Origin of the sequence: Halomonas sp. EF61 (genome assembly GCF_040147045.1) — a bacterium.
GTDB classification, from domain to species: Bacteria; Pseudomonadota; Gammaproteobacteria; order Pseudomonadales; family Halomonadaceae; genus Halomonas; species Halomonas litopenaei.
The window spans coordinates 1,732,711-1,758,822 of the sequence record NZ_JAMSHM010000001.1; the positions used below are offsets into that span (position 1 = coordinate 1,732,711).

Sequence of the window (26,112 nt, forward strand, 5' to 3'; positions counted from 1 at the left end):
ATTGACAGTGCCTGCCGTACCGCGGACACACATCAGCATGAGGGCAACGCGATATGGCCGTTGATCGCCTGGGAGCACTGCGCAGCAAGATCGAGCTGACGCTACACACCCATCACGCAGCACGGGTCTGGAAGGGGCGAGGCGTCGAGACAGGGCGTCCGCAGATTATCGGCATGCGGCAGTTTCTGCTGATCTGCGGCGCGATCAAACAGAACGCCGCCAAGGATGACCCCTACGCGGATCACTGGCTGCTTCAGCTGGATGCCAAGCTCGCCGAAACGCGAACTCAGCTGGACCAGCGTCTCCATGAGCTGGATAACCTGCTGGCTCAGCTGCCGCCAGAGCTGGACGTGGAAGAGAATCTCAACCAGCAGCCCCTCAAGATTCCCGTCTATACGGGCGGCCAACACGGCTGGCTCGCTCTGCGCCTGCTGATCGACTTCGACCGCTTCGTCAGGCGCGTCATGCTTGCTCACCATATCGCCCTGATTGGCCGGCGTCAGATGGAGGAATACGTCCGGGTGGGTGGTCACCTCCTGCGCAGCCTGTGCGCGAGCACCCAGAAGTACCCCGGCTTCAGCGGTGCCACCCGGGACGACTTTGCCGCCAACAATGCCAAGGCTCGAGACGCCATCGAGAAGTTCGGCGCACTCCCTGACGATGTGCTCTCCGGCAAGCGGCGCAGCGAGTTTGCTCCGCCAATTGCCAAGCCGGCCGAGGCCGGAAGGGCCGGCAGCGACGGCGAGTCGAAAGGAGACTCACCGCCTTCCGCTGGGGAGCCAGGAGACGCTCCCTCGACGTGATTCCACTGGAATCACTTGATCGGCGGTGCCGGAGAGAGCTCCGAGGGTGATTCCAGTGGAATCACCTGGGCTGTGGTGCCGAGGAGGCCTCTGGTGTGATGCCAGTGGCATCACTTGGACGGCGGTGCCGGAGGGGGCTCCGGGGGTGATTCCAGTGGAATCACCTGGGCGGCGGTGCTGAAGAGGTCTTCGAGGTGATTCCAGTGGAATCACTTGATCGGCGGTGCCGAGGAGGTCTTCGAGGTGATTCCAGTGGAATCACGGCAAGTGCATGAGGGGGCAGCTTGGATACCGCATCGAATAGCTATGGCAACGACGCATTCAACAGCTACGCAAAGGGTTTTTTAAAACCCTTTAAGGGTAAGGGGGAGCTGATTCGGCTCCGCGATGAGTTGGAGGAGTCGGCAAGGGCGGCGCGGCAAGAGGCGATCGATATAGCCTCGCAGGCGAATGGGGGGTTGCTGAAGTCGACCGACCTCTGGCTGACCCCATGGGGTAAATCAGGCGTTCCTGCCAGAACGCTGCAGTGGCGCGATAACAGGCAGAGGAGCATGGGGCTGTGGCTGCTGGAAACGTTCCTGTCTCGCGACGACATATCCGAGGCGATGCGGCAGCCCGTCATCGATCTCGAGGTGCAGCGCTGCGTGTTCAATGCCAAGGCGGCCACGATCAACTGGTCGATCAAGCGAATCGGCAAGGCGCTGGCCGATATCGAGCATGCCGTCTCATTTCAGCGATAACGACCAAGGAGGAGACCCATGGGCACACGCTTCTACGGTGAGGGAAATATCGGCAGCGATCCGGAGGTGCGGACCTTCCCCGTGCGTGACAACCAGCCGCCCCGCACGCTGCTCAGGCTCAATGTGCGGTTCGATAACCTGGTCCCCAAGGATGGAGAGGTCGTGGACCGGGGAGGCTTCTGGGCCGATGTGGAGTGGTGGCACCGGGACGCCGAGCGCTGGTCGCGACTGTACCAGCGGGGCATGCGGGTAGTGGTGGTAGGAAAGATGGTCCAGGACAGCTGGGAGCAGAACGGCGAGACGCGAACGGCGTTCAAGGTGCAGGCGGACCGGGTCGCTATCTTACCTCACCGGGTGGGTCAGGTAATCATGGATACACCCCATAGCCATCAGCAGCCGGCTGAGCAGTATGCCAGCGGCCCGGGAGCCAGCCAGGAAGGCTACGCCTAGTAGCGTTTCCGCATGGCGCTCCGTTAGCGCAGACAGGAGGGCTCTCGGTGACATCGCCAGCGCTGAGAAAAGAGCGGATCGGCATTGGCCACGCGGCGCAGCTGCTGGGCGTTCGTGTGACCGAGCTCAAGGATGCCCTTCGGTATGGCCGCGATCTTCGCGGCCATGCGCCACCCCAGCCCATTGCCAGAGGCGCCGGCTCGTCCGGCACCCAGATGCTGTTTCTCCTGGGCGACGTGATGGACGTTGCCGAGCTGATGGCCAACCCATAAAGACGACGGTGCAAAGCCGTTTCGCTGTCGTTCCCATTCTTGCTTCGCTCCCTCCCACTGCCTTGCCATGCTGCCCTCCACGCTTATGAGGGAGGTGTGTCAATGCGTCTATTCCTGTGCGAGAAGCCTTCGCAGGCCCGAGATATTGCCCGCGTGATCGGTGCCGGCCAGCGCAGTGAGGGCTTCCTGAAGGGCGAGGGGTGTGTGGTGACCTGGGGGTTCGGCCACCTGCTCGAACAGGCCCCGCCGGAGCAGTACGACCCGGCGCTCAAGCGCTGGTCGCTGGAGATGCTGCCGATTCTGCCTTCGACCTGGAAGATGGAGATCAAGAAGAGCGGCCGCAAGCAGTTCGGGGTGGTGAAGAAACTGCTGGGTCAGGCGACCGAGGTGGTGGTGGCTACCGACGCCGACCGGGAAGGGGAAGCCATCGCCCGTGAGCTGCTGGATTACTGCGGCTATCGGGGGAGGGTCACCCGCCTGTGGCTCTCGGCCCTGGACGACGCCTCGATCCGCAAGGCGCTGGCCGGCATCAGGCCCGGCGAGGCGACCTACCCGCTATACCTGGCTGGGCTTGGGCGTAGCCGGGCCGATTGGCTGGTCGGGATGAATCTGACCCGGGCCTACACGGTGCTGGCCCAGCGACAGGGGCATCAGGGGGTGCTCTCAGTGGGACGTGTGCAGACCCCCGCGCTGCGGCTGGTCGTGGATCGCGACAGGGAGATTGCCAACTTCGTCCCCCAGCCCTTCTGGGAAGTCGTGGCGCATCTGCAGGCGTCGAGTGGTACCTTCCAGGCGAAGTGGCGGCCGGGTGATGCCTCGATCCAGGATGCCGCTGGGCGCTGTATCAGCGAGGAAGCCGCTCGGTCGCTGGCTCAGCGAATCACCGGGCAGCAGGGGCGTGTCAGCCACCTCGAGACGAGCCGTAAGAAAGAGGCGGCGCCACTGGTGATGGATCTCTCATCGCTGCAGCAGGAGGCATCGCGCCGCTTTGGTTATGGTGCCCAGCAGGTACTGGACATCGCCCAGGCGCTCTACGAAGTCCACAAGGCGACCAGCTACCCCCGCACTGACTGCCGGTATCTGCCGGAGTCGCAGTGCGATGATGCCGAGCGCATCGTGACGATGCTGCTGCACTCGGATGAGGCGCTGTCACCGCTTCGCCAGCGCCTGGACACGAGCCGCAAGAGCCGTGTCTGGAACGACAGCAAGATTACCGCACACCACGGCATCATCCCGACCGCGACCTGCGACCTGGCCAAGTTGAGCGATGACGAGCGCAACGTCTACGACCTGATTCGTCGCCACTACCTGGCCCAGTTTCTGCCAGCCCACGAGTATGACCAGACCGAAGTGCGGGTAGACCTGGAGGGCGAAGCGTTCGTGGCCTCAGGGCGGCAGGTGCGTGAGGAAGGGTGGCGCGCACTCTTTCCCCGGGCGGCGGCTGGAGAGGGCGACGAGGAGGAGTGGGAAGCGACTCCGCTACCGCCGCTAAGCGAGGGCGAATCCTGCCAGGCTAAGCAGCTTGAAGTGCTGGCCAAACAAACGACACCCCCCAAGCCCTTCACCGAGGGCACCCTGATCGCCGCCATGAAGCATGCCGCCCGGTTCGTGACAGACGAGCGCCTGAAGGCTCGCCTCAAGGAGACGGCCAGGATCGGTACCGAAGCAACCCGGGCCGGCATCATCGAGACGCTGCTGAAGCGGGGCTTCATCAAGCGGCAGAAGCGCGCCCTGGTCTCGACGCCGACCGGCCAGCAGCTAATCGATGTGCTTCCTTCTGTCATCACCAATCCCGGCATGACAGCGCTCTGGGAGCAGGCGTTGGATGATGTTGCGGCAGGGCGGCTGGAACTGCATGACTTTATGGCACGTCAGGCCGGCATGGTGGAGAAGCTGGTGCAGCATGCGCGGGAGTCCACGGTGACGATGCCTCAGTCGAAGAGCAAGACGCCAGGAAAAGATGCCGGCAGCCGGCGCAAGGCGCCATCATCTTGACCCTAGGAGGGGTAGGCTCAATAATGAGAGCCGTACCCCGTTGGTTGCTGACGGTCATCACGCAACGCCCTTTGAGCGCCAACGCTCAATCCCCCAAAGTATTCGCACCTCGCGAGACGAATACGCCCCATCCCGCCTATACGGCTCACACTGCATCATCAACAGTCGGGGTTCGAGGTTCATTAGTCCCAGGCCAGCTTGGTTGGTTGGCCACCTGTCTCATACGACGACCGGCCTGCCGGCTACCTTGACCCAGGGTAGCCGGCAGGCCGGTTGACGTTTCCGGACTGGAAACGCCTGCCCTTCTGCGGAGCCCGCCGCATCACCAACGGGAGCCCTTTGTACAGGGATCTGTGCTTGATCGACCGAATGCGTCCGCGAAGAGATTCGGGTGCCACCGTGAGCGAAGCATGGCAACGGGGACATGCCTTGGCTCCAATTGCATGGCGGACATCCTGGTACTTGTCGATACGGCGACGACCCTGTTGATGCCCTCTATGGTCTTCAATCCCAAGACGTGGCGTGCCGCGTCTTGCGAGTGGGGATATCGAGGAGACGCTGCCGAAGGAGTGAGCAGCCTCCCAGTGGGCAAGTGCCGCCGCTGGCGGCCCGGTGGTCTCGACCGGCTCCAACCGAGACACCCCAGGCACCCAGGCGTTTCAAGGGTGCGCCGCTTGGCGGTATGCCGCCTCCCAAGGCCTCGCGCATCCCGAGACGAGGCCGCCCATCAGGGCTGGATGCCACTGTTACCACCCATTCGGGGAGATGCCTCCCCAGGGGGCGGACCCCCTGGAACCTGGAGGAATGCCCCATGGCCACGATTGTCGACGACCATGTCATGGTCTGTGAGGACTGCCTGATGATCATCGCCAATGACGATGCTACCGGGCTGGATCACTTCCTGGATGAGGAGAGCGCTGCCGCCCGCGAAAGGGAGGTGCGTGAGTCCATCTACGCAGTGCAGCGTGACGGGAACACCCTCGTCGTCGGCGATAGCGAGCACGACGAAGCATTCTCGACATCATCCTGCGACTGCTGCCACACCCACCTGGCGGGCGCTCGGCACCACTGCGTGCTGATGGGCTGAGCCAGCGTCTGAATCCACCCTTTGCCCACCCGGGAAACCACTCGACTTCCCGCAGGGGGCGAGTGTCTCCCGGGTGCAAACTGCAACCCACCGAGGAGACACGCTATGACGGTCACCACTCACCCGAGTGCCAATACTGGCTTCTTCGACCTGCATATCACCGGCCTTGGCTACCTCAATCGAATCCGTGAGGTGAAGCCGAAGCGCGGAGACGCGTTCTGGGCCTGCGATATCGCGGCCCTGAATGGCCCCGCAGACGATGTGGGCTACACCCGCTTCGACTGCCGGATCAGCGGCCGCGATGCCGAAGCGCTCGTCAAACGCTGCCGTCAGGCGGTGTACCAGGGCCGCAAGGTGCTGGTGGGCTTCAAGCTGGGCGACCTCTGGACAGACACCTTCGTCTACTCCAAGGGGGACAAGGCCGGCCAGACCGGCGTCAGTCTCAAGGCGCGCCTGCTGTTCATCAGCTGGATCAAGGTAAACGGCGAGATGGTTTACCAGGCGCACCGCCGCGACGAGCAGGGTGCCGGCAACGACAGATCCGCTGCCTCAGCGGAGCCGTCTGAAGCCGGCAATGGCTACGCCGCTGCCCACGCGGGAGAAGCGGCCGGCTCCTTCGATTCGCCGGCCATGCACTGATCCACAGCGTTTCCATTCAACCACCCAGCCGGGGAAACGCCTCCCAGCTGGGAAGGTTCTCCCCGGCGTTGCCATGAACGGGAGAACCATGATGGAACACTTTGTCCCCAACCCCTATGCGGTCGAAGGTGCGCTGATTCGGGAGGCGGTGCTGCGCGAGCAGTTTCGTCTCACGGTACACGGCACGCGCTGGGAGTATGACGACACCGAGCCCTCGGATCCCTGGTTCGAGGTGACGACGGTTATCGACGCTGGCAGCTTTGCGACGGTCACCGAGATCGTTCATGCAGAGCCCGACCTTCTGGCGCATATCGGCCCGGAGGTCATGCTGTCTCATGCCGAGGTGCGAGACCGGTATGGGCGCCTTGTGGCAGCAGCACGCTTTACGGCGGGTGCCTTCGCGTGGCTCATGCCGCCCACCGTTCAGGAAGCGTCTGCGCTACGCGAGCGCGAGCAGGCACTGGAGCAGCGGGCCAGGGAGGAGATTACCTTGGCAGACAACGTCAGCGCAGCGCGCTGGCTTCGCGAGCAGGCAGCAGGCCTGCGGCTGCAGCTGGCTTTGGACCACTACTATCGACCCTATGTGCGCCGAGAGCTCGAGGCGCTCAGCGTCATGCCAAGGCACTGACGATGCCCAACCCGCGAAGAACGCCCCACCCCGGGGCGTTTTTCCTTTCCCCGCCTGATTACGCTTTCCAATCGACCCGCCCCCGCAAACCCGAGAACCTCCTGCCTCAACACCATTGAATGGACTCCCTTGAGGCAACTCATGCTCAACCTTCCCACCCTCTCGACCGCTGCGCTGATCGCCACCACGCTGCTGGCGGGTTGTGCTCATCAGTCTCAACAGACTCCCGAGCCCTCGAATGCCGACCCTCTGGTGCTCTCGCTGCCGTACTTCGACGTAGACGGCGAGCGGCATCGGGCCGTGGTCACCGGCCCCAATCCGCCGACGACCGAGGCCGTGACCCCGGACATCTACAGCGACGAGTTGCCCTCCGTCGAGGTGATTCGCACTGGGCGTTACCAGTTGGTGGCCACTCAGGCCTCGCTGGGTCAGCGCTACCTCCTGGAGCAGACCATCGATGTGCGCATTCCGGCATCCATGATCACCACAGTGGAGGACGCGCTGCATCACACCCTGCGCCATACCGGCTATTCGCTCTGCCCCGCACCCGGTCCCGCCCAGCGCACCCTATACCGCAAGCCGCTGCCGGCAGCCCACTACCGGCTGGGGCCCATGCCGCTCCGCGAAGCCCTGCAGGTGCTGGGCGGAGATGCCTGGGAGCTGGAGGTCGACCCGGTGGCAAGAGAGGTCTGCTACCAGGTGCGAGATATTCGCTATGTGCCTGACCACGACAACAGCCGTGACGAGAGCGCTGCAGCGGTGGCGGAGGTGAGCGATGCGTGAGCCCACCGAGCTGTCGCCCGACCAGAAGCAGGCAGAGCCGCAGCATCGCCGCAAGCGCGGGGCAGGGAAGGGCGGCAGGAAGGCCCTCTACGGCCTGCTGGCGGTCAGCCTGGCCGGCGCCGTGGTGTCAGGGGCGCTGCTGTTGAGGCCGGTGCCCGAGGAGGTGCCGATGGAGTCCCTGGTGCAGTCCCAGGTGCAGCAGGCCGTGATGCCCCTGGAGGAGACGCTTGCCCGAGTGGAATCACAGCAGGCGGCGCTGGAGCAGCGCCTGACGAAGCTGGATCAGCGTCTCGAACGGGCCGAGCAGCGCGTGCAGGAAAGTGCTTCCGGCATCACGGCCACGCAAGCGCAGCTGGAGCAGCTTGAGCCACGCATGGCCGGGCTGGCGGAGGACCTTAACCGCCTGGATAGCGGGCTCAACCTGCGCGTCACCGCTCAGAACGAGCAGATCCTGGCGCTGGAGGAGCGCCTCGAGCAGAGCCGGCAGACGGCGCCACGTCCGGCTCCTGCCCGCCAGACGCGGCGGCCGGTGGCCCCGCCGTCTCCCCGGTTTCAGGTCACCGGCGCCGAGTCTCGTGGTGGTCGTCCCTACGTGGGTGTTTCTCCCAACGGCCTGTCGAGCCTGCGTGACGTCCATCTGCTGGGTGTCGGGGATCGCCAGGATGGCTGGGAACTGACGGCGATTCGTGGCACCCATGCCGTCTTCAGTCGCAACGGCCGTTCGGTCGACGTCCAGATTCCCTGATGCCACCGGAGATCTCGCGATGATCACCTCGAAACCTGCTGTCCTGCCGGTTGTGACAATGGCCCTTGCCATGACGCTGCTGGGAACCCTGGCCAATGCCCAGCCCACCCCGGAGAGCCGCTCTGACGCCTCTGACGTAATGCATGAGGCCCTGCAGCGGCTCGAGAGCGAGCGCACCCGCACGCGCACCGAGCAGGCCGAGGCCTGGCAACTGACCGAGCGCGACTGGGAGCGCTATGAGTCCCTGATGGAGGGGCCACGAGGGATCTGGTCGCCCAACCTCGACCCGATCACCGCCCTTGGCGTCGAGGCGCGCACCGCCGAGGAGCGTCGCCGCTATGCTGAATTGCTGGTGGAGGTGGAGCGCGCCCGCACCGAGCGTGAGCTGGCGTTCCAGCGGGCCTATGACGCGGCCTGGCAGCGCCTCTACCCCAACGAGATGCCGGTGGATGAGTTCACGCTTAGGCCACGCAATGCCTTCAATTTCACCGACGAGGGCGCGCTGCAGGCGCGCTTGACGGTGCACGTGGCAGTGAACGGCTGCGAGCGTTGTGACAGCACCGTCCGCGAGCTGTTGGCCCAGGGCACCCAGATGGACATCTTCGTGCTCGACAGTGACGGAGACGATTCGGTGATACGTGACTGGGCGCGACGTGTGGGGGTGCCGGCCGACCGCGTGCGCGCACGAGACATTACCCTGAATCACGGCCAGTCGGACCCCGAGCGTGGCATCGCCGTGGGGTCGCTGCCTCAGGTCTACCCGAGATGAGGGCGACGATATGGGGCTGAAAGCGTATCGGCGCCTGGTGATGGGCTGTGCCGTCGGCTGCAGCCTGGCGGCGTTGTCATCGCTGGCGAATGCCACCGCGGTACCGCCGGCCTACTTCGACGCCGCAAGCCTGCACCAGGTCCCACCAGAAGTGCTCTATGCGGTAGCCACGGCCGAGTCGGCGGTCAGCCTGAAGGTGGGGCACCGGCCTTGGCCCTGGACCCTGAACGTGGCAGGGGAGGGCTTCCACTTCGCGACCCGCCAGGCGGCCTGCGACGCCTTGCTGCTGGCTCTTGAGGAGACCCGCCTCGTGGACGTGGGCATCGCCCAGCTCAATGTTCGCTGGCAGCCGCAGCTGTTCGGTGCTGGTAAACGCTTCGCGCAACCCTGCGATGCCTTGAATCCCTACGCCAACCTGGAGGAGGCGGCACGCCTGCTGCGTGGCCACTTTGATGCCGCCGGCGACTGGGTGCAGGCGGCCGGACGCTATCACCGTCCCGCCGGGGGTGAGCCGGCGGCCCGCTATCGCCGCCTCGTGGCCGCCGAGCTCGAGCGGTTGAAGGCGTCTCGCCAGCGGCAGCTGGCGGCCAACTAAGGGAGGTTCCACCGATGATTCACTCTGCCCCCTATCGCTGCCCTTACTGCGGGGCACCGGCATGGAGAGAGCCCCGCGAGATCGAGCCCCCGATGGACTACTGCCATGGTGATGCCCATGGCTCCCGGGAGGAGTACCTAGAGGAGTGCTATGAGGATGCGTTTGGAGGGGACGCTGATGGTGACGTGTGATCACTGCCGCAGGGCGTTAGCCGCCCTGGTTGGGCTCGTCGGGGGGCTTGCCGGGAGTGTCCAGGCCGAGACGCTGCCCCGAATGCCACTCACCGATCGGCCTGCTCTGGAAGTGCTCGCCGATCATGGTGGAGAGCCGGCACGCCCCTACTTCGTCGCCATCGGGATGGCCGGCGTGGCGGAGGAGCAGGGCTATGCGCCTGATTCGCGCGCACCGGTGGCATTCAGCGAGGCGGATATGCTGCCGGTGACCAGTGAGCGGCTGTCGCCCGGCGAGGTGCACTTTCGCCCGCTCGAGCTCCCGGGCCGCATGACGCCCTTCTTCCTGGTCGGGGACGACCCGCTATCGCTGCGCTGGCTGGAGGCCCGCGGAGAGATCCTGCGCGAGCTTAACGCCGTGGGGCTGGTCGTCGAGGTGGCCACACCCGAGGGGCTTGAGCGCCTGCGCGAGGCGGTGCCGGGGCTCGAGCTGCGCCCCACACCGGGGGACGACCTGGCCGGTCGGCTGGGCCTTGCCCACTACCCGGTGCTGGTGACGGCTCAGGGGCTGGAGCAGTAGGAGCGAGCGATGAGCCAGTCACACCCTCTGGAAGCGCTGCTGCGCCCTGCGGTAGAGCTCAACACTGCCTTGGTCTGTGTAGCCTGTGCGGTGCTCTGCATTATGGCGCCCTGGTCACTGGCCTTGTCACCCAGCGTGGGCTACGGCATGGCGGCGGGTTTTGCTGCCTTCGGGGTGTGGCGTGCCCGACAGGCCTGGGTGGTGCTGCGCTACCGCCGCAACATGAAGCGCCTGCCGCGCTTTGCGTTGCGCAGCCGGCAGATTCCGGTCAGTCAGCGGCTGCTGTGGATGGGCAAGGGCTTCAAGTGGGAGGCGCGCCACACCCAGCGGTTGCATGAGAGCCAGCAGCCTCATGTGCAGCGCTATCTGCGCCCGGGGCCTGCCTACCGCGTGGCCCGAGGGCTGGAGAACCTGCTGGAGCGCCATGCTGTCGGCCGGCCGCTGGTGAAGCTGCTCGCCGCGGACGTGCCCTGGAACCCGCTGCGCCCGCTGCCGCCGGTAGGCGGCATGGCGGCACTGCATGCCGTGGAGTGGAGGGAGCGCGATGTCTACCTGCCCTTGGGGGAGCGGGTGGGTCACACCCTGGTGGAGGGCACCACCCGGGTCGGCAAGACCCGGCTCGCCGAGATCCTGATCACCCAGGACATCCATCGCGGCGACGTGGTGATCGCCTTCGACCCCAAGGGCGACGCCGACCTGATGATCCGCATGTATGCCGAGGCACAGCGCGCAGGTCGCGGCGACGAGTTCTACGTCTTCCACCTGGGCTGGCCGGATATCTCGGCGCGCTATAACGCCGTGGGGCGCTTCGGGCGCATCTCCGAGGTGGCGACCCGGCTCGCCGGCCAGCTCTCAGGAGAGGGCAACAGTGCCGCCTTCCGCGAGTTCGCCTGGCGCTTCGTCAACATCGTGGCCCGGGCCCGTCATGCCCTGGGGCAGCGCCCCACTTACGAGCAGATCCTCTCGGACGTGGTGAACATCGACGGCCTGATGATCGAGTACGCCCAGCAGACCCTGACCCGCCACGACCAGCACGCCTGGGAGCGCATTACCACCATCGAGGGCAAGCTCAACGACAAGAACATCCCTCGCCAGTTTCAGGGCCGCGACAAGCGGGTGGTGGCCATCGAGCAGTACCTGCAGCAGGTCAAGGTGGTGGACGCCGTGCTCGAGGGGCTACGCAGCGCCGTGCGCTACGACAAGACCTACTTTGACAAGATCGTGGCGAGCCTGCTGCCGCTGCTGGAGAAGCTGACCACCGGGCGCATCGCCGAGCTGCTCTCGCCGGACTACGACGACATCGAAGACCCCCGGCCGATCATCGACTGGCAGCAGATCATCCGCAAACGCGGCATCGTCTACGTGGGCCTGGATGCCATGTCTGATTTCGAGGTGGCCCAGGCAGTGGGCAACTCCATGTTCGCTGACCTGGTCTCGGTGGCCGGCCATATCTACAAGCACGGCATCGATGACGGTCTGCCGGCGGTAAACGGCAAGCGCATGGGCAAGGTGCCGATCAACCTGCACTGCGACGAGTTCAACGAGCTGATGGGTGACGAGTTCATCCCGCTCATCAACAAGGGGGGCGGCGCCGGCATCCAGGTCACCGCCTACACCCAGACCCTCTCCGACATCGAGGCGCGCATCGGCAATGCGGCTAAGGCTGGTCAGGTGGTGGGCAACTTCAACAACTTGGTGATGCTGCGAGTTCGCGAGGAGAGGACCGCCGAGCTGCTGACTCGGCAGCTGCGCCAGGTCAACGTGGCCACCCGCATGCTGGTCAGCATGGCCTCCGACTCCAGCGATATCGCCAACGACATCGACTTCACCAGCAGTGGTGGCGACCGCATCAGTACCGTGCAGGTGCCGATGATCGAGCCGGCCGACGTGGTCTCGCTGCCGAAGGGGCAGGCCTTCGCCCTGCTCGAAGGGGGCCAGCTCTGGAAGGTCCGCATGCCGCTACCGCTACCCGATAAGGATGAGGACATTCCCGGCAGCATCGCCGAGCTCGCCGAACGTATGAAGCGCGATTACACCACCGGCGAGCAGTGGTGGACGGCGGTCATGCCGCCGCCGGTGAACCTGGAGCTGAGCGATCTGGGGGCCGAGTTCGCCGTCATGGGTAATGACGTCTCGGCGCGGCAGCCAGGTGCCATGGCGGCATCACCGCTGGAGGCAGCAGGGTCGCCGGATCAAGCAATGGAGAATCGTGATGAACCTCGAGACAGCGCCCGTGACGGGTGACGCGGCGGCAACTGCCATCGTTTCCAGCGTCGCCCTGGAGAGTGGTTCCCTGAGTGAGCTGCCTCAGGCCCTGTTCGGATTGCTCGACTACGTGGTCATCGGTATCGATCGCGTCGAGTTGACCCAGCGCGCCTATCGCAAGGGGCTCTCGCCAGTGTGGGAGCAGGGCGAACACCCCCATGAGGGGCGGCTGATCCTGCATTACCACGATCGCCGCTGGTCGCTGCTTTGCTCGCTGACCCCGGTAAGGGTGCACTGAGATGGCCACGGCGGAACGCGCCCAGGAGACTCGGCGAGGTTGGCTCACTACGCTGTTTGGCCTGCCGTTTCAGATCATGGCGGTGCTGGTGGTGTCCCTGCTGATGTCGGTGTTGGTCGAGTGGGCGGGGATCCACTGGCAGTGGTGGAGCCAGCCCGGGGCCCAGCATGCCCTGGAGACCCTGGAAGCCGAGGTCTCCCGGCTGGATACCACCTTCACACGCTCGTTGCTGGTCTCGGATCCGGTCGCCCTGGCGACCCGAGCCGTCACCAGCGCCCACGAATGGCTGTTCGTGAAGAGCGGGGTGTCGGCTTGGCTCGCGACCAGCGCCCATCAGGGTGGCTGGCTCGGCACCCTGCATGTCTACGTACAGGCGGCGCTCTACGTCACGCTGATGACCCTGACCCGGGTGGTCATCCTGCTGCTGACGTCGCCGCTCTTCGCCCTGGCGGCCCTGGTCGGCTTCGTCGACGGTCTGGTGCGTCGTGACCTGCGCCGCTTCGGCGCCGGACGCGAGTCCGCCTTCATCTACCACCATGCCAAGCGGGCCATCACTCCGGTCTTCGTGGTGGGCTGGTTGCTCTACCTGAGCGTGCCCTTCGCCATTCACCCCAACGCCTTCCTGCTGCCCTGCGCGGCCCTCTTTGGTCTGCTGGTCAGCATCGCCACGGGTAGCTTCAAGAAGTATCTCTGAAGCCTCGAAGCGGAGGTGTCGCCGCTGGCCGGAGCCTGTACGGCTCCGGCACTTGTGTCCCTATCCGGTTGAGCCGGCACAGATAAACGTGGTGTGCGGCGCTTATGGTTTCCTGCTGCGCTGCAGCTTGGTGGGCGACAGGATGACGGCAATCCCAGCCAATGGAGGGACTGTCTCGCCATGTCGTTTTGCCGCTTCCCCCGGGCCCTGTCGCCCCTGCTCCTGACGCTGCTGACGACTCAGGTCGGTGCTGCCCATGCCGCCGAGCGCGACGGCGTTCGCGATGAGATCGCCCGCCAGGACCTGGCCCTGATCCAGGATCAGCTGGCTCAGATACAGCGCATCGTGGATCGGCTCGAGAGCCGCGTGGGGGAGTTCGACCCTGAGACCACCCGTGTCTTCGTGGATGTGCCGCGCCTGCGCCGCGATATCCAGGCCGTGGACAAGGGCATCGATGACGTGCTCGCGCCTCCTCGTTTGCCACCCCGCCAGCCGGTGCCCCTCGCCGGGGACTACCTGCAGGAGCTGCGCTGATGGAGGCCTTCGCCGCCGGTGCCGGCTTCGAGGCGCCACCCCTGGGTGTCCTGGTCGCCGGGGTGGGCTGCACCGTGGTGCTGCTGTGGGCGTGCTGGAGCGCCATATCCGCATATCGAGGCTACGCCAAGGGGCGCGTCAGCGGCGATGACTTCGGCTTTGCCGCGTTGCGCGCCGTCTTCCTGGTCGTGGTGATGTTCTGGATTTTCCTCTGAGGTCACCGGCCTCGCACTCTGCGTCATTCAGCAATTCGTCACTCAAGAAGGAGCTTGTTATGACTACCGTGCGTTCACTCTTCTCTCGTGCCCGTATCCGGGGACTCGCCGCCTCGGCGACGGCGGGGCTCGTGCCGCAGGTCATGGCGCAGGGTCTGCCCACCATGGAGGCACCCTCACGTGGTGAAGGGAGTGGCCTGATCGAGACGCTGCAGAACTACCTCTACGACTTCGGCGCCCTTGGCGGTCTCATCCTGGCCACGGTGGCGTTCATCATCGTCGCCATTGCATCCATCGCCACCTTCAACGAGGCACGGGTTCGCGGCGAGTGGTCGAAGTTCGGCGTGGTGGTCGTCGTGGGGGTGGTGCTGATCGTGGCCATCATCTGGCTGGCGACCAAGGCCGCGGAGATCCTCTGATGGCAAGCCGTCTCGACTTTCTGCCGACCCGCCTGAACGCCGCGCCGGTGGTGTTTCGGGGCATGACCGGGCACGAGGTTGGGATGATGGTCCTGGGCGGTCTGGTCGTCGGCCTGCTGCCGGGTGTGATCGGCGCCTGGCTGCTGGGGGCCATCGCCATGGTGCCGACCGTGGCCTTCGCCAGCGCCGGGATGGCGCTCTACGTCGGTGGTGCCGTGATGCGGCGGCTGCGACGTGGCCGTCCCGCCGCCTGGCTCTATCGCAGCCTGCAGTTCCGTCTGGCCCGGCAGGGCATACGGCTATGGGGCGGCGAGACCCTGATCACCCACTCCGGTCCCTACTCGCGGCGCCGGATGCGGCATCAGCCAGGAGGTCGGCCATGAGTCGCTTTCGTCACGCCCTGAGCGCCCGAGATGCCCATATCACCACTCTGCGCCTGGTCATCGCGGTGCTGGCCCTGCTCTGCGCCGGCCTATGGTGGGGCTGGAAGTCCGCCCCGGAGAATCTGACCATCCACAACCCGCCTGATCTGCGCTCGGGCAGTACTCGCGCCTGGTGGGAGGTCGACCCGTCGAGCGTCTACGCCTTCGGGTTCTATGTCTGGCAGCAGATCAATCGTTGGCCCGCCGATGGCCAGGCCGATTACCGCCGCAACCTGCGGGCCTACTCCGCCTTTCTCACCCCCTCCTGTCAACGCTATCTGGCCAAGGATTACGAGGATCGCGACCGTCGTCAGGAGCTTTCCGGCAGGGTGCGCGGCATCTATGAGATTCCCGGCAGGGGCTACCGTCCCGAAGCCGTGGAGATCCTCAGTCGCGACGCCTGGGTAGTCACCCTGGATATGGCCATCGACGAGCAGTACGCCGGCACGCCGGTTCGCGATCTGTTCATTCGCTACCCACTGCGGGTGGTGAGGGCCGACGTGGATCCACAGCGCAACCCCTGGGGACTTCAGGTGGACTGCTTCGATGGCATTCCCCAGCGCCTATCGGTCCCAGAAACCGTGACGCAAGGAGGCTCCTCATGAAGCGGGTGATACTGGCGGGCTTGGCGAGTGTGTTACTCATCAGTCAGGCCATGGCAGTGGAGGTCATGCACTGGGAGCGACGCCCCCTGGAGATACCGCTGCCGGTTAATGAAGAGCGCATCGTCACCCTGGACCGCAACGTGCGCGTGGGGCTGCCGCCAGCGCTGGCCAACCCCGACGTGCTGCGCGTCCAGAGCGCCGGTGGCGTGCTCTACCTGAAGGCCTTTGACGCCTTCGAGACGCAGCGTGTGCGGGTGCAGGACGTGGAGAGCGGGGATGTGCTGCTGCTGGACCTGTCGGCCGGGGAGGGAGTGAGTAGCGAGGAGATCCTGGTGGTGGATAGCCGAAAGGCATCCCCGACCAGCGCTTCCTCGGGCAGCGGCGGGGCGAAGACGGTGTCGACCCCGCCATCGTCGGCGCAATCGCCTGGAGGTGACGCCCAACAGGCCTCCTCCACGCCGGTGCCGGTGCTGCTGACCCGGCATGCGGCCCAGTCCCTCTACGCACCGCAGCGGACCATCGAGCCCCTGCGCGGAGCGACTCGCGTGCCCATGCGGCTGCCCGAGTCGCTGAGCACCCTGCTGCCGTCACTGCCGGTGACTGCTACGCCCCTGGGCGCCTGGCGGCTCGATGGTTGGACGGTCACCGCGGTCAAGCTGGAGAACAACGATCGGCGCCGAGCCTTCGAGCTGGATCCGCGCTGGCTACAGGGAGACTTCTACTCGGCAACCTTCATGCACCCCTATCTGGCACCGCGGGGCTCCACGGAGGACACCACTACGGTCTTCCTGGTCACTCGGCGTGGCGGTCTGGACAGGGCGCTGATCCCGCTGGAGGCGCCGGAGGAGACCGAGGAGGGCACCTCATGACGCTGCGCAGCAATACCCTACTGAAGGTGCTGGTCCCGGCGCTGCTGGTGATCGTGCTGCTGATCCTGGTACGCGGCCTTAGCGGCGACAATGCCGGCACGGATGCCGAGATGGCCGAGGCAGACCCGACGCTGACCTTGAATGACGACGAGCTGAAGGCGCTCGGCATCGAGGGCGATACTCCGAGGGATACCGTGGCCACCCTGGTGGGGCACGTCCAGGCCATGCGCCGTGACCTGGAGCAGGCTCAAGCGGAAACTCAGGCGCTGCGTGATCAGAACGAGCAGCTGATGAGCCGCCACAAGGACGTGGACGGTGCCATCGACGAGGCACTGCGCCGTGAACGCGAACGGCTGCGTCAGGAGATCGCCCGGTCCAAGCCGGACAGTTCCATGCTGGGCACCTTGCAGCGTCAGTTGGACCAACTGCGCCGCCAGGTGGATGGGCAGCGTGATGATGACCTGCCCATCGGCCTGGGTCTTGAGGGAGGTAGTGGCCCTGATGGGACATCCTACTCGGGCCCTGGCTCGGAGCATGCGCTGACCTGGGTCGAGCCCCTGGATGCTCAAGAGGACGAACGTGGGCGGGGCGAGATGACCTTTCCAACCCGCTTCGGCGAAGCTGCTGGCGAGCTGAGCGAGTCGGCACAGCGTGCCACCAGCGCGGTGGAGAGCCGGGTGACGGGGCGTCCCGATGAATCCACCGTGGAGCCCGTCTACACCCTGCCGGAGAACTCCACCTTGATGGGCTCGGTGGCCATGACGGCGCTGCTGGGCCGGGTGCCGATCGATGGCACGGTCAACGACCCCTATCCGTTCAAGGTGGTGATCGGCCGCGAGAATCTCACCGCCAACGGTGTCACCTTGCCGGAGGTGGAGAGCGCCATTGTCAGCGGCACGGCCACCGGTGACTGGACCCTCTCCTGCGTGCGCGGCCAGGTCAACTCGATGACCTTCGTCTTCGAGGACGGCACCGTGCGTACCCTGCCGGCCCCTGAAGACGTCAACTCGGATGAGGGCTCAAACCGCACCACCCTCGGCTGGCTCTCCGACCCTCGGGGACTGCCTTGCATTCCTGGGGATCGCAAGACCAATGCCCAGCAGTTCCTGCTGACCAGCTTCATCCTGGGCGCTGCCGAGGCCGGGGCCGATGCCATGGCAATGAACGAGGTCACCACCAGTGTGGACAGTGGCGGAGTGGTGAGTGGCCTGACCGGCGACTCGGGCCGCTATGCCGCCAGCCAGGCCCTGGCCGGCGGTGTGTCGGACGTGCGCCAGTGGGTTCAGGAGCGTTTCGGCCAGACCTTCGACGCCGTTTACGTCCCGCCGGGGCAGCCGGTCGCCATTCATATCGAGCGTGAGCTGCCCATCGACTATGAAACCCAAGGAAGGAGGGTGCGATATGACCGCTCGAGTGCGGCCAATCTCGATCTGCCGTAGCGCCACCATGTCGATGGCGGCCTTGTTCACCAGCCTGACGATGACCGGGTGTGCGACCTCCCAGGAGGAGCTGATGCCGGTGGGCGACACCACCATGATGGAGATCTGGCAGCACCAGGCCGGCCACAGCACCGGTGAGCGCCGCCTGCTGGATGTGCGCAGCGAGCTGCGCCGTCCGCTGAAGAGTGACGATATGGTCACGGAGCAGCTGCGCTACAGCCGCGATGTGGGCAACGAGATCTACAGCCAGTTCCGCCGTCTGCCCAACCCGGACCTGGTGATGTACGTCTTTCCCCACCTGGCAGGCACGGAGCAAGTGCCGGTACCCGGCTACTCGACGGTGTTTCCCCTCTACCAACGCATCCAGTACGCCATGCCCGGTGAGAGTGCACGAGCCACCGCGGACTGGGTCGACGGGAGGACCCTCTGATGTCCCAGTTCGATGCGCTGATGAATCGCCTATTCGGCAGCGCCAAGGCCGATGACAGCAACCAGGCGAGGGGGCTGGATGAACTGCTATCGGCGCCGCCCCAGGCACGAGACCATGAGGCCCCGTCGATCGAGCCCGATGCCCTCGCTGCCCTGAGCCATGATATCCAGGGGCGGCCGTTGGCTCTGCCCCGGGGCAAGGCGCCCTCCGTTGCCGAGCTTCGCTCCCACTTCCGTCGGGCACCGTCGTTCAGCAACTACCTGCCCTGGGTGGAGTACCTGCCCGAGTCGGGCTGCTTCCTGCTCGAGGATGGGGTCTCGGTGGGGGTGGTAGCCGAGGTCTTTCCCATCGCCACCGAGGGGCGCGCACCGGAGTCCCTGGAAGCGATTCGCGACCAGGTCGAGGCCGCCTTTCAGGACAGCCTGCCCGAGTATGAGCAGCACCCCTGGGTGGTGCAGCTCTTCGTCAAGGATGAGGTCGACCCTCGCCCCGACCTGGAGCGCATGCGCGACTACGTGCGGCCGCGAGCCCGGGAAACCGAGTTCACCCAGGACTGGCTTGCGAGCATGGCCGCCCACCTCAAGGCCATCTCCAAGCCCGGCGGGCTATTCCAGGATGACGGCGTGACCCAGACCCGCTGGCGGGGCCAGACCCGCCGCACGCGCCTGGTGCTCTACCGTTGGCTCGGCAAGAAACGCAAGGCCGGGGAACGCCAGCGAGGGCTCTCCCCCGAGCAGGCCGCGAACCAGGTCTATGAACGGCTGGCCGCGGCCCTGAGCGGTGCGGGCCTGCGCCTGGAACGTTATGACGGACGCGCCTTTCACCGCTGGCTGCTACCTCGCTTCAACCCCCGCCCACGGCTGGCCCCCGATGACCCGGCGCGCTTCTACGCCCTGTGCGACTACCCCGAGAATGCAGAGGAAGTGGCCTGGAACTATGACCTGGCCGAGGGAATGCTCTTCAACTCGCCCCGGGGGGATGTCGAGACCGGGTATTGGTGGTTCGATGGTCTGCCCCAGTGCTGTGTGGTGGTGGAGGAGATGCGCCGGGCGCCGGTGGTGGGCCACCTCACCGGTGAGGTGCGACGTTCGGACGGCCAGGCCAGCAACGCCCTGATGGACAAGCTGCCCGAGGGTACCGAGGCGGTGCTGACCATCGTGGCCACGCCCCAGGAGCCCCTGGAGGACCACATCAACAGCTTGCACAGCAAGGCAGTAGGCGACAGCGTGCTGGCTCGGCAGGTTCGCGAAGACTGCGAGACCGCCCGCCGCTATCTGGGACAGAACCACAAGCTCTACCAGAGCACCCTGGCCTTCACCCTGATGGGCAAGGACGAGCAGGATCTCCAGCAGCGCAGTATGGCGCTGGCCACTCAGCTGCTACAGGTCAACCTCTCGCCGGTGGACCCCGAAGACGAGGTGGCGGGCCTGAACACCTATCTGCGCTGGTTGCCGATGAACTTCGATCCGGAGCAGGACCGCAAGAACCGCTGGTACACCCAGTTCAACTACGTCCACCACCTGGCCAACCTGGCGCCGGTGTTCGGGCGCGGCCGCGGGACCGGGCGCCCCGGGATGACCTTCTTCAACCGCGGTGGCGAGTCCTTCAGCTTCGATCCGCTGAGCCTCGAGGACCGCTCGGCCAACGCCCACATGCTGGTGTTCGGCCCCACCGGTGCCGGCAAGTCGGCCACCCTGAATGGTGTGCTGAGCCAGGTCATGGCCATGCATCGCCCTCGGCTCTTCATCATCGAGGTGGGCAACAGCTTCGGACTGCTGGGCCAGTATTTCGAGCGCAAGGGGATGAGCGTCAACCAGGTCAAGCTGTCGCCGGGCTGCGGGGCCAGGCTGCCGCCGTTCGCAGCGGCCACGCGGCTGCTGGAGAACGAGGTGGAGGAGCGACGCCTGGCCCGAGACGTCGAGGACGCCAACCCCTTCGAGGAGGCCCCCCTGGAGGAGGAAGAGGAGCAGCCCGACGAGGAGCGTGATCTGCTGGGTGAGATGGAGATCACCGCCCGGCTGATGATCACCGGCGGCGACCCCAAGGAGGAGCGGGAGTTTCGCCGCGCCGACCGGCGCATGGTGCGCGACGCCATCTACCGGGCGGCGGAGCGCTGCAGGGATGAAGGCCGCGACTGCATGACCCAGGACGTGCGCGAAGCGCTCTATGGGATCTCACACGACACGGAGATCCCCGAGGAACGGCAGCGCCGCGCCTACGACATGGGCGAGGCGATGGGGCTGTTCTGCGACGGCTTCGACGGTGAGGTGTTCAACCGCCCCGGCACCGCATGGCCCGAGTGCGACGTGACCATCATCGACCTGGCCCACTTCGCCCGGGAGGGCTACGAGGCCCAGCTCGCCCTGGCGGTGATCAGCGTGACCAACATGATCACCAACTTGGCCGAGCGCGACCAGTACAGCGGGCGGCCCATCGTCCAGGTCATTGACGAGTGCCACCTGCTCACCGTCAACCCGCTGCTCAGTCCCTACCTGGTCAAGGTGGGCAAGATGGGACGCAAGCTCTCCCACTGGATCTGGATGGCCACCCAGAACCTCGAGGACTTCCCGGACGCAGCCCGCAAGCTGCTCAACATGATCGAGTTCTGGCTGTGCCTCTACATGCCGCCGGACGAGATCGAGCAGGTCAGCCGCTTCAAGGAGCTCACTGCCACCCAGCGCAAGCTGATGGCCTCCGCCACCAAGGTCTCGAAGAAGTACACCGAAGGGGTAGTGCTGTCAGGCCGGCTGGAAGCGCTGTTCCGGGTGGTGCCTCCCAGCCTCTATCTGGCCCTGGCCGGCACGGAGGGCGAGGAGAAGGCAGAGCGCATGCGGGTAATGCGCGAGCAGGGCTGTTCGGAGCTCGAGGCCACGTTGGAAATCGCCCAGCGGCTAGACGAGGCTCGGGGGATCGGGCACGAGACGTAGATATCGGTTTAGAAAAGTTGCTAAAATTGGCCTAATCTTCCATTTCAGACGTTAAAATTAAACCGATTTGGTTTAAGATGAGTGTCATAGTTGGCAGATTGGGCAATCTATGGCGACGAAAGTAAACCAGCTGTGGCAGCAGATCCCCCACGGCGCCGTGGTCACCACGGCGTGGCTGGAGTCCCACGGCATCAGCGCCAACCATGCTGCCAAGCTCGCAGAGGCCCGCTGGTTGAAGCGTCTCGGGCGAGGTGCCTACTGCCGGGCGGGCGACCCGCTGACCTGGGAGAGCGGACTCTTCGCGCTGCAGGCGCTCAGCGACCCCGCGGTACCGCCGTTCTGGCCGGGTGGCCAGACCGCCCTGGCCCTGCAGGGCTTTGCCCACTACCTGCCGATGGGGCACGACACCATCCACCTGCATGGGGCGGAGCGCCGCTCCCAGCTGCCACTATGGCTGGAGAAAGCCGAGTGGGCCGGGGCTATCGATCTGCACCAAGATAAAGGGCTGCCGATGGATCTGCCTGGCAGCTTCACGGACTACAACCCGCCTAGGGTGGGTTTTTCCCTTCGGGTCTCGACGCCGGAGCGCGCCATCCTTGAGTGGATCGCCATTACGCCCAACGAGCTTCTGTTCAGCAGCGAGCTGGTGGATACCTTCACCGGGCTCAATACGCTGCGCCCGCGCCGGCTACAGGCATTGCTGGCAGGATGCCACTCGGTGAAGACCAAGCGCGCTTTCCTGGTGTTGGCCCGCCATGCCGGCCACGCCTGGTACCATCGACTGGAGACCCATGCCCTCGACCTGGGGAAGGGCAAGCGGCAGCTCTGCAAGGGAGGGCGGTTGGACAAGGAATATCAGGTCACGGTCCCGGAGGCGTTCACGGATGAGCATTGATGCCCGCTATCACGAACAGGTGCGCCTGCTGGTCGCGCTGTTGCCCTTTCTGAACGACGAGCCCTGCTTTGCCCTCAAGGGCGGCACGGCCATCAACCTCTTCGTCCAGCCCTTCCCGCGGCTGTCTGTCGATATCGACCTCGCCTACCTGCCGCTGGAGCCACGTGACGAGGCCCTGCACCACTGTCGCCAGGCGCTGCAGCGGCTATCACAGGCCATCGGCACCCAATTGCCTGGGGTTAAGGCCGAGCTCCAGGATAACCGCCGCGATGAGCTGAGGATCCTGGTGTGTCGCGGCCGCACCCAAGTGAAGGTGGAGGTATCACCGGTACTGCGCGGCACTGTGCATCCGCCTCAGCAGCTCGACGTGGTCGAGGCGGTGGAGGATGAGTATGGCTTCGCCTCGGTGCAGGTTGTGTCGCTGCCGGACCTCTATGGCGGCAAGCTCTGTGCTGCGCTGGATCGTCAGCATCCCCGGGATCTTTTCGATGTGAAACTGTTGCTGGATCAAGGCGGCCTGGATCGCAGCGTCTTCGAGGGCTTTCTGGTCTACCTGCTCGGGCACCCAAGGCCCATGAACGAAGTCATCAACCCGAGGATGAAGTTGCTCGAGGCCATTTACCGCAAGGAGTTTGTCGGCATGGCCATAACCGACATTCCGCTATCGCAGCTGGAGGATGTGCGCCATAAGCTGCTGGAACAGCTGGGTCAATTGATCACCGATGATGATGTTCGCTTTCTACTTTCGTTTAAACAGGGAAAGCCTGACTGGTCGCTATTTCCCATCGCGGATGTAGACCAGCTGCCCGCTGTAATGTGGAAGCTTGCCAATATCAGGAAGATGGAGGAAGAGAAAAATAAAATATCGTTAGAGGCTCTGGGACAGTCGCTGTTTGATTTAAGAGATGAGTAGGTTTTTTCACTGGACAGCATGCTAATCAATAGTTAGTGTATATTGAGTTTTTTATGCTGGCCTCTGTCGGGCAAAAGCGGGCACGGCGGAAAAGCAGCGTGTTCGTTCAGCTGTTATTATGCAATCGAAACGGGGGTATGAATTATGATCGATGAAACTAATCCGGCCGGGCGACTATATCGTATTCTGGGTGAAGCAAAATCTCAACCACAAAATCAAAAAGTCCGGCAGGTGTGGGCGAAAGCTCTTGATTGTGATGAGAATGATGACGCTGAGATATCTCGCCGTGTAGTGGAGGTTTACAGTTTGTCTAAGGAGGTGAAGGGTCTCATCGAGTTGTTGCCAGACCTGAATCATGAACTTTATCTAAAATCTTACGAGAGAGTTGATAAAGCTAGTTTCCGTTGAACTTGAACTCAAGTTGGCAGGGGCAGCAGCAAGCTCTTTCCGATGACCTTCTCGCGCGCTTGCAATTTTGTGCTGAAGAGCTTGGTCGGCATTACTCGGAGGAGACGTTAAGTGATGAGGATTTAGCGGAGGTAGATAGTCTAATCTCTGAGCTTTTCACCACCATATCACAAGGTGATATTGAGATCCCCTTGAGGATGGCGCTTCTAGAAGAGCTCGAAAAGATACGAAGATCTTTGGCGATTTATCGAATAAAAGGAGGTCGGGGTGTAAAGGAGGCGTTACAGTCTCTACTTGGTGCAGTTGTCGTTAACAAAGATGCCCTTTCCGAAGCAGGGGAAAAGAACCCAGCTATGCTAAGGAAGCTGGGTTCTCTCGTAGAGAAGCTGGATGCGTTTACCGCGAGAGCTTTGCGACTTCACAAAGTGCTTTCTGGCCCAATAGGTAAAGCATTGGGATTTCTTACAACCGGGTCACTGTAGGTCCTTGCGCATGCATAAAAATAGTGCATAAGAAAAATTCCAAGTTTCGATTCTGGCCGACATCTGCCCTGCCTGTTGGGGAAACAAGTAGGGTGGGGCTGATTAATCCTCAGTCCTCACCAGCCAACCCTCAACCGTCTCGGCACCGTACTCGTCTTTCCACGACTTCAGCGTCTTTTGGTTGCCGCCGCGGGTTTCGACGACTTCGCCGGTGTTGGGGTTCTTGTAGGTCTTTAGCTTGCGCTTGGCGCGGCCGGTGCTCGTGGTGCCGGAGGCCTTGGCAGCAGCCGGCTGTGGGTTCAGCAGCTTGATGACATCGGCGGCTGACTTGTCGAACTCGCGCATCAGGGCCTCGAGCTTGTCCTTGAACTCCAGCTCGGCCTTGAGGCGATCATCGTTCTTCAGCTTGTCGAGCTCTTCCTGGAGTTGCTTAAGCTGCTGTTCTTTCTGCATGTAGGTGTTGAGAATGGACATGGACTTCCTCGCGGTGGGTGAGTGTTGGGGAATATTATGGTGGTGGTTCGGGAATGATTCAATGTTCCTCGTCATTTAAACATGATGAGTTTGGCTGCGATAGCGATAACCCGATCCGTTGGCCTTTGATGACGGCTCCAGAAAATATCTCTAAACGGAATTAACATTTCTTGCTGTCTCTCTTGATGTACTCGGCAATGCTGTGCTCATTCCTTGTACTACTGGAGTGGCACGCATGGAGAGACACCACCCACGGCGCTGGCTGATTGCCTTTGGGCTGTCTGCCTGCCTGGCAGGCCCCGCACTCGCAGAGCAGACCACCGAAGTCTTTACCATCTCCGGACAGCCGGTCATCAATGTGCCATCTGGTGTAGCGGTCATCGAACTCGATGCGCCCGGCCGATTGGATGCAGAGTTGTCGCAAGACCTTCCTGCTGATCCTGAACTCGCGGAGGCCTTGATGCGCGAGGGCATGGCGGCGCCTGAGTGGCAGGAGACTGCCGACCGCTATGCCGATAGCTATCTCGGGCTAGCCAGGGCCTGGCAGCTGGGTGTGGAGAAAGTCCCCGCCGTGGTGATCGATGGCCGCCATGTGATTTACGGCCAGCCGGATGTGGCCGCGGCGCTGAGAGAAGCCGAGCGTCTACTGCGGCAGGAGGGGCGCCAATGATGCGCTTCAAGATCCTCGGGCCCTTGTTGGGCGGTGCGTTGCTGAGTCTTGGTGTGGCGGACAGGCCCGCCCATGCCCTGACGACGCCAGAGATCGTCGCGTCGTCGATTTCTACTCAGTGCCTGGACTATCAGGTCATCGGCATCTGCGTCTGGCTCAACTGCTCCTGGTCGGGCTGCTCGATACGCACCTCGGTCCAGGTGCGCCACTACGTCCCCGAGCTAGTGGTCTCCAGCTACGAGAACACCGGCGACAACCCCTGGCGGGAGGTGGCCACCCTCTCGCCACCCTTGGGCGATGCCTTGGCAGGCGGGCAAAGCACCTCGGATGGCAACCAAGAGCGACATGAGCACCTGCGCTTCAAGAACGTGAACGCCATCGGCCACCCCGCCGGCGGTGCCTTCAGCAGCTTCGCCAGCGCCTTCGGCATGTCGTGCGCTGGGGCAGCGACGCCTTTCCAGCCCTACCACCTTTCGACCCTGGATGCGTTGGCGTGGCGCAGCGGGATCCCCGAGTCGCTCTACCCCGAAGCCCTGACGCCCGGCATGCGTGAGCTGGGCCAGCCCGGCGACCTGTGGGGCAACGTCTATCCGCGCAGCGGCTTTCTGACCCAGGTGCATGACTACAAAACCGCGGCGACCATCGCCCAGCGCTCCGCCGACATCGTCACCCGCACCGGGCAGCCCCACGTCTACACACCACTGGTGGCTACTGCCCGTGACGGCTACTGGCCGCCCGGGCCGGTCAAGGAGGGCGATGCCACCACCCATCGCTGGCAGCGCCTGACGCCCAGCATGAGCAAATCCTGCCGGGTGTGGCCGGACCGCAGCGTGGCCGACACCTATAGCGACCGCCTGGACACGGGCGGTGACTACGCCTGGTCACTGTGGCGCCCTTATCGCTGCTGCAAGCGTCGTGGGCAGACCCTGCTCTACGCAGTCCCCTGAAGGAGAGAGG

Annotated in this window: 32 protein-coding genes; 31 read left to right on the top strand and 1 reads right to left on the bottom strand. The window is 64.3% G+C overall.

The annotated features are described in order from the left end of the window. Positions 1–53: 53 nt before the first annotated feature. The 29 genes from NFI08_RS07610 to NFI08_RS07750 all read left to right on the top strand — a co-directional run bounded on the left by NFI08_RS07610 (position 54) and on the right by NFI08_RS07750 (position 24,011). Positions 54–803 (top strand): PFL_4669 family integrating conjugative element protein, encoded by a 750-nt coding sequence (locus NFI08_RS07610; RefSeq protein ID WP_045994679.1) that lies wholly within the window; start codon positions 54–56, stop codon positions 801–803. A gap of 284 nt (positions 804–1,087) precedes the next feature. Continuing rightward, on the top strand, positions 1,088–1,543 hold the full coding sequence (locus NFI08_RS07615; RefSeq protein WP_083970629.1) for a DUF3158 family protein: 456 nt from the start codon (positions 1,088–1,090) through the stop codon (positions 1,541–1,543). Between the two features lie 18 nt (positions 1,544–1,561). Beyond that, a complete protein-coding gene (locus NFI08_RS07620; protein WP_045994681.1) occupies positions 1,562–1,993 on the top strand; it encodes a single-stranded DNA-binding protein in 432 nt (143 codons plus the stop codon). A 47-nt stretch (positions 1,994–2,040) separates the two neighbouring features. After that, positions 2,041–2,265 carry a hypothetical protein gene (locus tag NFI08_RS07625; protein ID WP_045994682.1) on the top strand — a complete coding sequence of 75 codons (225 nt, stop codon included), beginning with the start codon at positions 2,041–2,043 and terminating at the stop codon, positions 2,263–2,265. A gap of 102 nt (positions 2,266–2,367) precedes the next feature. Then, positions 2,368–4,260: a DNA topoisomerase III gene (locus NFI08_RS07630; protein ID WP_045994683.1), complete on the top strand. Its 1,893-nt coding sequence runs from the start codon at positions 2,368–2,370 to the stop codon at positions 4,258–4,260. 811 nt (positions 4,261–5,071) lie between these two features. Next, positions 5,072–5,347, top strand: coding sequence for a hypothetical protein (locus NFI08_RS07635; protein WP_045994684.1), 276 nt, complete (start codon positions 5,072–5,074; stop codon positions 5,345–5,347). Between the two features lie 105 nt (positions 5,348–5,452). Next, positions 5,453–5,986 (top strand): STY4534 family ICE replication protein, encoded by a 534-nt coding sequence (locus NFI08_RS07640; RefSeq protein ID WP_045994685.1) that lies wholly within the window; start codon positions 5,453–5,455, stop codon positions 5,984–5,986. A 91-nt stretch (positions 5,987–6,077) separates the two neighbouring features. Further along, positions 6,078–6,614, top strand: coding sequence for a hypothetical protein (locus NFI08_RS07645; RefSeq protein ID WP_045994686.1), 537 nt, complete (start codon positions 6,078–6,080; stop codon positions 6,612–6,614). A gap of 141 nt (positions 6,615–6,755) precedes the next feature. Next, positions 6,756–7,397 (top strand): PFGI-1 class ICE element type IV pilus protein PilL2, encoded by a 642-nt coding sequence (gene pilL2, locus NFI08_RS07650; RefSeq protein ID WP_045994687.1) that lies wholly within the window; start codon positions 6,756–6,758, stop codon positions 7,395–7,397. Next, positions 7,390–8,142 (top strand): hypothetical protein, encoded by a 753-nt coding sequence (locus NFI08_RS07655; RefSeq protein WP_045994688.1) that lies wholly within the window; start codon positions 7,390–7,392, stop codon positions 8,140–8,142. The genes pilL2 and NFI08_RS07655 overlap by 8 nt, the downstream gene beginning before the upstream one ends. A 70-nt stretch (positions 8,143–8,212) precedes the next feature. Next, a complete protein-coding gene (locus NFI08_RS07660) occupies positions 8,213–8,911 on the top strand; it encodes a TIGR03759 family integrating conjugative element protein (protein WP_162197847.1) in 699 nt (232 codons plus the stop codon). 10 nt (positions 8,912–8,921) lie between these two features. Next, on the top strand, positions 8,922–9,506 hold the full coding sequence (locus NFI08_RS07665; protein WP_052704514.1) for a transglycosylase SLT domain-containing protein: 585 nt from the start codon (positions 8,922–8,924) through the stop codon (positions 9,504–9,506). A 273-nt stretch (positions 9,507–9,779) separates the two neighbouring features. Continuing rightward, positions 9,780–10,256, top strand: coding sequence for an integrating conjugative element protein (locus tag NFI08_RS07670; RefSeq protein WP_045994689.1), 477 nt, complete (start codon positions 9,780–9,782; stop codon positions 10,254–10,256). Positions 10,257–10,265: 9 nt separating this feature from the next. After that, entirely contained in the window at positions 10,266–12,500 is a 2,235-nt protein-coding gene (gene traD / locus NFI08_RS07675; RefSeq protein ID WP_045994690.1) for a type IV conjugative transfer system coupling protein TraD, read from the top strand. After that, positions 12,469–12,759 (top strand): hypothetical protein, encoded by a 291-nt coding sequence (locus NFI08_RS07680; RefSeq protein ID WP_045994691.1) that lies wholly within the window; start codon positions 12,469–12,471, stop codon positions 12,757–12,759. The genes traD and NFI08_RS07680 overlap by 32 nt, the downstream gene beginning before the upstream one ends. Before the next feature lies 1 nt (position 12,760). Further along, positions 12,761–13,453, top strand: coding sequence for a TIGR03747 family integrating conjugative element membrane protein (locus NFI08_RS07685; protein ID WP_045994692.1), 693 nt, complete (start codon positions 12,761–12,763; stop codon positions 13,451–13,453). Between the two features lie 180 nt (positions 13,454–13,633). Then, positions 13,634–13,987, top strand: a complete 354-nt coding sequence (locus NFI08_RS07690) for an integrative conjugative element protein, RAQPRD family (protein ID WP_052704515.1) — start codon at positions 13,634–13,636, stop codon at positions 13,985–13,987. Then, on the top strand, positions 13,987–14,202 hold the full coding sequence (locus tag NFI08_RS07695) for a TIGR03758 family integrating conjugative element protein (RefSeq protein ID WP_045994693.1): 216 nt from the start codon (positions 13,987–13,989) through the stop codon (positions 14,200–14,202). Before NFI08_RS07690 ends, NFI08_RS07695 begins: the two co-directional genes overlap by 1 nt. Positions 14,203–14,261: 59 nt before the next feature. Further along, entirely contained in the window at positions 14,262–14,621 is a 360-nt protein-coding gene (locus NFI08_RS07700) for a TIGR03745 family integrating conjugative element membrane protein (protein ID WP_071211154.1), read from the top strand. Next, on the top strand, positions 14,621–15,004 hold the full coding sequence (locus NFI08_RS07705; RefSeq protein ID WP_253028366.1) for a TIGR03750 family conjugal transfer protein: 384 nt from the start codon (positions 14,621–14,623) through the stop codon (positions 15,002–15,004). Before NFI08_RS07700 ends, NFI08_RS07705 begins: the two co-directional genes overlap by 1 nt. Further along, a complete protein-coding gene (locus tag NFI08_RS07710; RefSeq protein WP_253028367.1) occupies positions 15,001–15,648 on the top strand; it encodes a PFL_4703 family integrating conjugative element protein in 648 nt (215 codons plus the stop codon). The genes NFI08_RS07705 and NFI08_RS07710 overlap by 4 nt, the downstream gene beginning before the upstream one ends. After that, on the top strand, positions 15,645–16,517 hold the full coding sequence (locus tag NFI08_RS07715; RefSeq protein ID WP_045994696.1) for a TIGR03749 family integrating conjugative element protein: 873 nt from the start codon (positions 15,645–15,647) through the stop codon (positions 16,515–16,517). The genes NFI08_RS07710 and NFI08_RS07715 overlap by 4 nt, the downstream gene beginning before the upstream one ends. Continuing rightward, positions 16,514–17,956 carry a TIGR03752 family integrating conjugative element protein gene (locus NFI08_RS07720; protein ID WP_045994697.1) on the top strand — a complete coding sequence of 481 codons (1,443 nt, stop codon included), beginning with the start codon at positions 16,514–16,516 and terminating at the stop codon, positions 17,954–17,956. The genes NFI08_RS07715 and NFI08_RS07720 overlap by 4 nt, the downstream gene beginning before the upstream one ends. Continuing rightward, positions 17,919–18,386 carry a TIGR03751 family conjugal transfer lipoprotein gene (locus NFI08_RS07725; protein ID WP_371931880.1) on the top strand — a complete coding sequence of 156 codons (468 nt, stop codon included), beginning with the start codon at positions 17,919–17,921 and terminating at the stop codon, positions 18,384–18,386. The genes NFI08_RS07720 and NFI08_RS07725 overlap by 38 nt, the downstream gene beginning before the upstream one ends. Next, the gene (locus tag NFI08_RS07730) at positions 18,386–21,313 is read left to right on the top strand and encodes a conjugative transfer ATPase (RefSeq protein ID WP_052704516.1); all 2,928 of its coding nucleotides are present in this window, start codon (positions 18,386–18,388) and stop codon (positions 21,311–21,313) included. Before NFI08_RS07725 ends, NFI08_RS07730 begins: the two co-directional genes overlap by 1 nt. A 109-nt stretch (positions 21,314–21,422) precedes the next feature. Next, the gene (locus NFI08_RS07735) at positions 21,423–22,208 is read left to right on the top strand and encodes a type IV toxin-antitoxin system AbiEi family antitoxin domain-containing protein (RefSeq protein ID WP_045994698.1); all 786 of its coding nucleotides are present in this window, start codon (positions 21,423–21,425) and stop codon (positions 22,206–22,208) included. Between the two features lie 19 nt (positions 22,209–22,227). Then, complete coding sequence (locus tag NFI08_RS07740; protein ID WP_253028368.1) at positions 22,228–23,121, top strand: nucleotidyl transferase AbiEii/AbiGii toxin family protein; 894 nt, start codon at positions 22,228–22,230, stop codon at positions 23,119–23,121. Between the two features lie 144 nt (positions 23,122–23,265). Then, positions 23,266–23,529 (top strand): hypothetical protein, encoded by a 264-nt coding sequence (locus NFI08_RS07745; protein ID WP_253028369.1) that lies wholly within the window; start codon positions 23,266–23,268, stop codon positions 23,527–23,529. Further along, on the top strand, positions 23,526–24,011 hold the full coding sequence (locus NFI08_RS07750) for a hypothetical protein (RefSeq protein ID WP_253028370.1): 486 nt from the start codon (positions 23,526–23,528) through the stop codon (positions 24,009–24,011). The genes NFI08_RS07745 and NFI08_RS07750 overlap by 4 nt, the downstream gene beginning before the upstream one ends. A 102-nt stretch (positions 24,012–24,113) precedes the next feature. Here NFI08_RS07750 and NFI08_RS07755 read toward each other — a convergent pair whose 3' ends face one another. Continuing rightward, a complete protein-coding gene (locus NFI08_RS07755) occupies positions 24,114–24,485 on the bottom strand; it encodes a histone-like nucleoid-structuring protein, MvaT/MvaU family (protein WP_045995027.1) in 372 nt (123 codons plus the stop codon). A gap of 235 nt (positions 24,486–24,720) precedes the next feature. On the opposite strand from NFI08_RS07755, the gene NFI08_RS07760 reads away from it, so the two are divergent. Together NFI08_RS07760 and NFI08_RS07765 are read left to right on the top strand one after the other, a co-directional pair. Next, positions 24,721–25,155, top strand: coding sequence for a TIGR03757 family integrating conjugative element protein (locus NFI08_RS07760; RefSeq protein ID WP_045995026.1), 435 nt, complete (start codon positions 24,721–24,723; stop codon positions 25,153–25,155). Then, a complete protein-coding gene (locus NFI08_RS07765) occupies positions 25,152–26,102 on the top strand; it encodes a TIGR03756 family integrating conjugative element protein (RefSeq protein ID WP_045995025.1) in 951 nt (316 codons plus the stop codon). The genes NFI08_RS07760 and NFI08_RS07765 overlap by 4 nt, the downstream gene beginning before the upstream one ends. Positions 26,103–26,112 lie beyond the last annotated feature (10 nt).

Bases quoted from the DNA above. Each gene is read 5' to 3' on its own strand.
- NFI08_RS07610 (WP_045994679.1), top strand. From the start codon at position 54: ATGGCCGTTGATCGCCTGGGAGCACTGCGCAGCAAGATCGAGCTGACG.
- NFI08_RS07620 (WP_045994681.1), top strand. From the start codon at position 1,562: ATGGGCACACGCTTCTACGGTGAGGGAAATATCGGCAGCGATCCGGAG.
- NFI08_RS07630 (WP_045994683.1), top strand. From the start codon at position 2,368: ATGCGTCTATTCCTGTGCGAGAAGCCTTCGCAGGCCCGAGATATTGCC.
- NFI08_RS07635 (WP_045994684.1), top strand. From the start codon at position 5,072: ATGGCCACGATTGTCGACGACCATGTCATGGTCTGTGAGGACTGCCTG.
- NFI08_RS07640 (WP_045994685.1), top strand. From the start codon at position 5,453: ATGACGGTCACCACTCACCCGAGTGCCAATACTGGCTTCTTCGACCTG.
- NFI08_RS07645 (WP_045994686.1), top strand. From the start codon at position 6,078: ATGGAACACTTTGTCCCCAACCCCTATGCGGTCGAAGGTGCGCTGATT.
- pilL2 (WP_045994687.1), top strand. From the start codon at position 6,756: ATGCTCAACCTTCCCACCCTCTCGACCGCTGCGCTGATCGCCACCACG.
- NFI08_RS07655 (WP_045994688.1), top strand. From the start codon at position 7,390: ATGCGTGAGCCCACCGAGCTGTCGCCCGACCAGAAGCAGGCAGAGCCG.
- NFI08_RS07660 (WP_162197847.1), top strand. From the start codon at position 8,213: ATGACGCTGCTGGGAACCCTGGCCAATGCCCAGCCCACCCCGGAGAGC.
- NFI08_RS07665 (WP_052704514.1), top strand. From the start codon at position 8,922: ATGGGGCTGAAAGCGTATCGGCGCCTGGTGATGGGCTGTGCCGTCGGC.
- NFI08_RS07670 (WP_045994689.1), top strand. From the start codon at position 9,780: ATGCCACTCACCGATCGGCCTGCTCTGGAAGTGCTCGCCGATCATGGT.
- traD (WP_045994690.1), top strand. From the start codon at position 10,266: ATGAGCCAGTCACACCCTCTGGAAGCGCTGCTGCGCCCTGCGGTAGAG.
- NFI08_RS07680 (WP_045994691.1), top strand. From the start codon at position 12,469: ATGAACCTCGAGACAGCGCCCGTGACGGGTGACGCGGCGGCAACTGCC.
- NFI08_RS07685 (WP_045994692.1), top strand. From the start codon at position 12,761: ATGGCCACGGCGGAACGCGCCCAGGAGACTCGGCGAGGTTGGCTCACT.
- NFI08_RS07690 (WP_052704515.1), top strand. From the start codon at position 13,634: ATGTCGTTTTGCCGCTTCCCCCGGGCCCTGTCGCCCCTGCTCCTGACG.
- NFI08_RS07695 (WP_045994693.1), top strand. From the start codon at position 13,987: ATGGAGGCCTTCGCCGCCGGTGCCGGCTTCGAGGCGCCACCCCTGGGT.
- NFI08_RS07700 (WP_071211154.1), top strand. From the start codon at position 14,262: ATGACTACCGTGCGTTCACTCTTCTCTCGTGCCCGTATCCGGGGACTC.
- NFI08_RS07705 (WP_253028366.1), top strand. From the start codon at position 14,621: ATGGCAAGCCGTCTCGACTTTCTGCCGACCCGCCTGAACGCCGCGCCG.
- NFI08_RS07710 (WP_253028367.1), top strand. From the start codon at position 15,001: ATGAGTCGCTTTCGTCACGCCCTGAGCGCCCGAGATGCCCATATCACC.
- NFI08_RS07715 (WP_045994696.1), top strand. From the start codon at position 15,645: ATGAAGCGGGTGATACTGGCGGGCTTGGCGAGTGTGTTACTCATCAGT.
- NFI08_RS07720 (WP_045994697.1), top strand. From the start codon at position 16,514: ATGACGCTGCGCAGCAATACCCTACTGAAGGTGCTGGTCCCGGCGCTG.
- NFI08_RS07725 (WP_371931880.1), top strand. From the start codon at position 17,919: ATGACCGCTCGAGTGCGGCCAATCTCGATCTGCCGTAGCGCCACCATG.
- NFI08_RS07730 (WP_052704516.1), top strand. From the start codon at position 18,386: ATGTCCCAGTTCGATGCGCTGATGAATCGCCTATTCGGCAGCGCCAAG.
- NFI08_RS07735 (WP_045994698.1), top strand. From the start codon at position 21,423: ATGGCGACGAAAGTAAACCAGCTGTGGCAGCAGATCCCCCACGGCGCC.
- NFI08_RS07745 (WP_253028369.1), top strand. From the start codon at position 23,266: ATGATCGATGAAACTAATCCGGCCGGGCGACTATATCGTATTCTGGGT.
- NFI08_RS07755 (WP_045995027.1), bottom strand. From the start codon at position 24,485: ATGTCCATTCTCAACACCTACATGCAGAAAGAACAGCAGCTTAAGCAA.
- NFI08_RS07760 (WP_045995026.1), top strand. From the start codon at position 24,721: ATGGAGAGACACCACCCACGGCGCTGGCTGATTGCCTTTGGGCTGTCT.
- NFI08_RS07765 (WP_045995025.1), top strand. From the start codon at position 25,152: ATGATGCGCTTCAAGATCCTCGGGCCCTTGTTGGGCGGTGCGTTGCTG.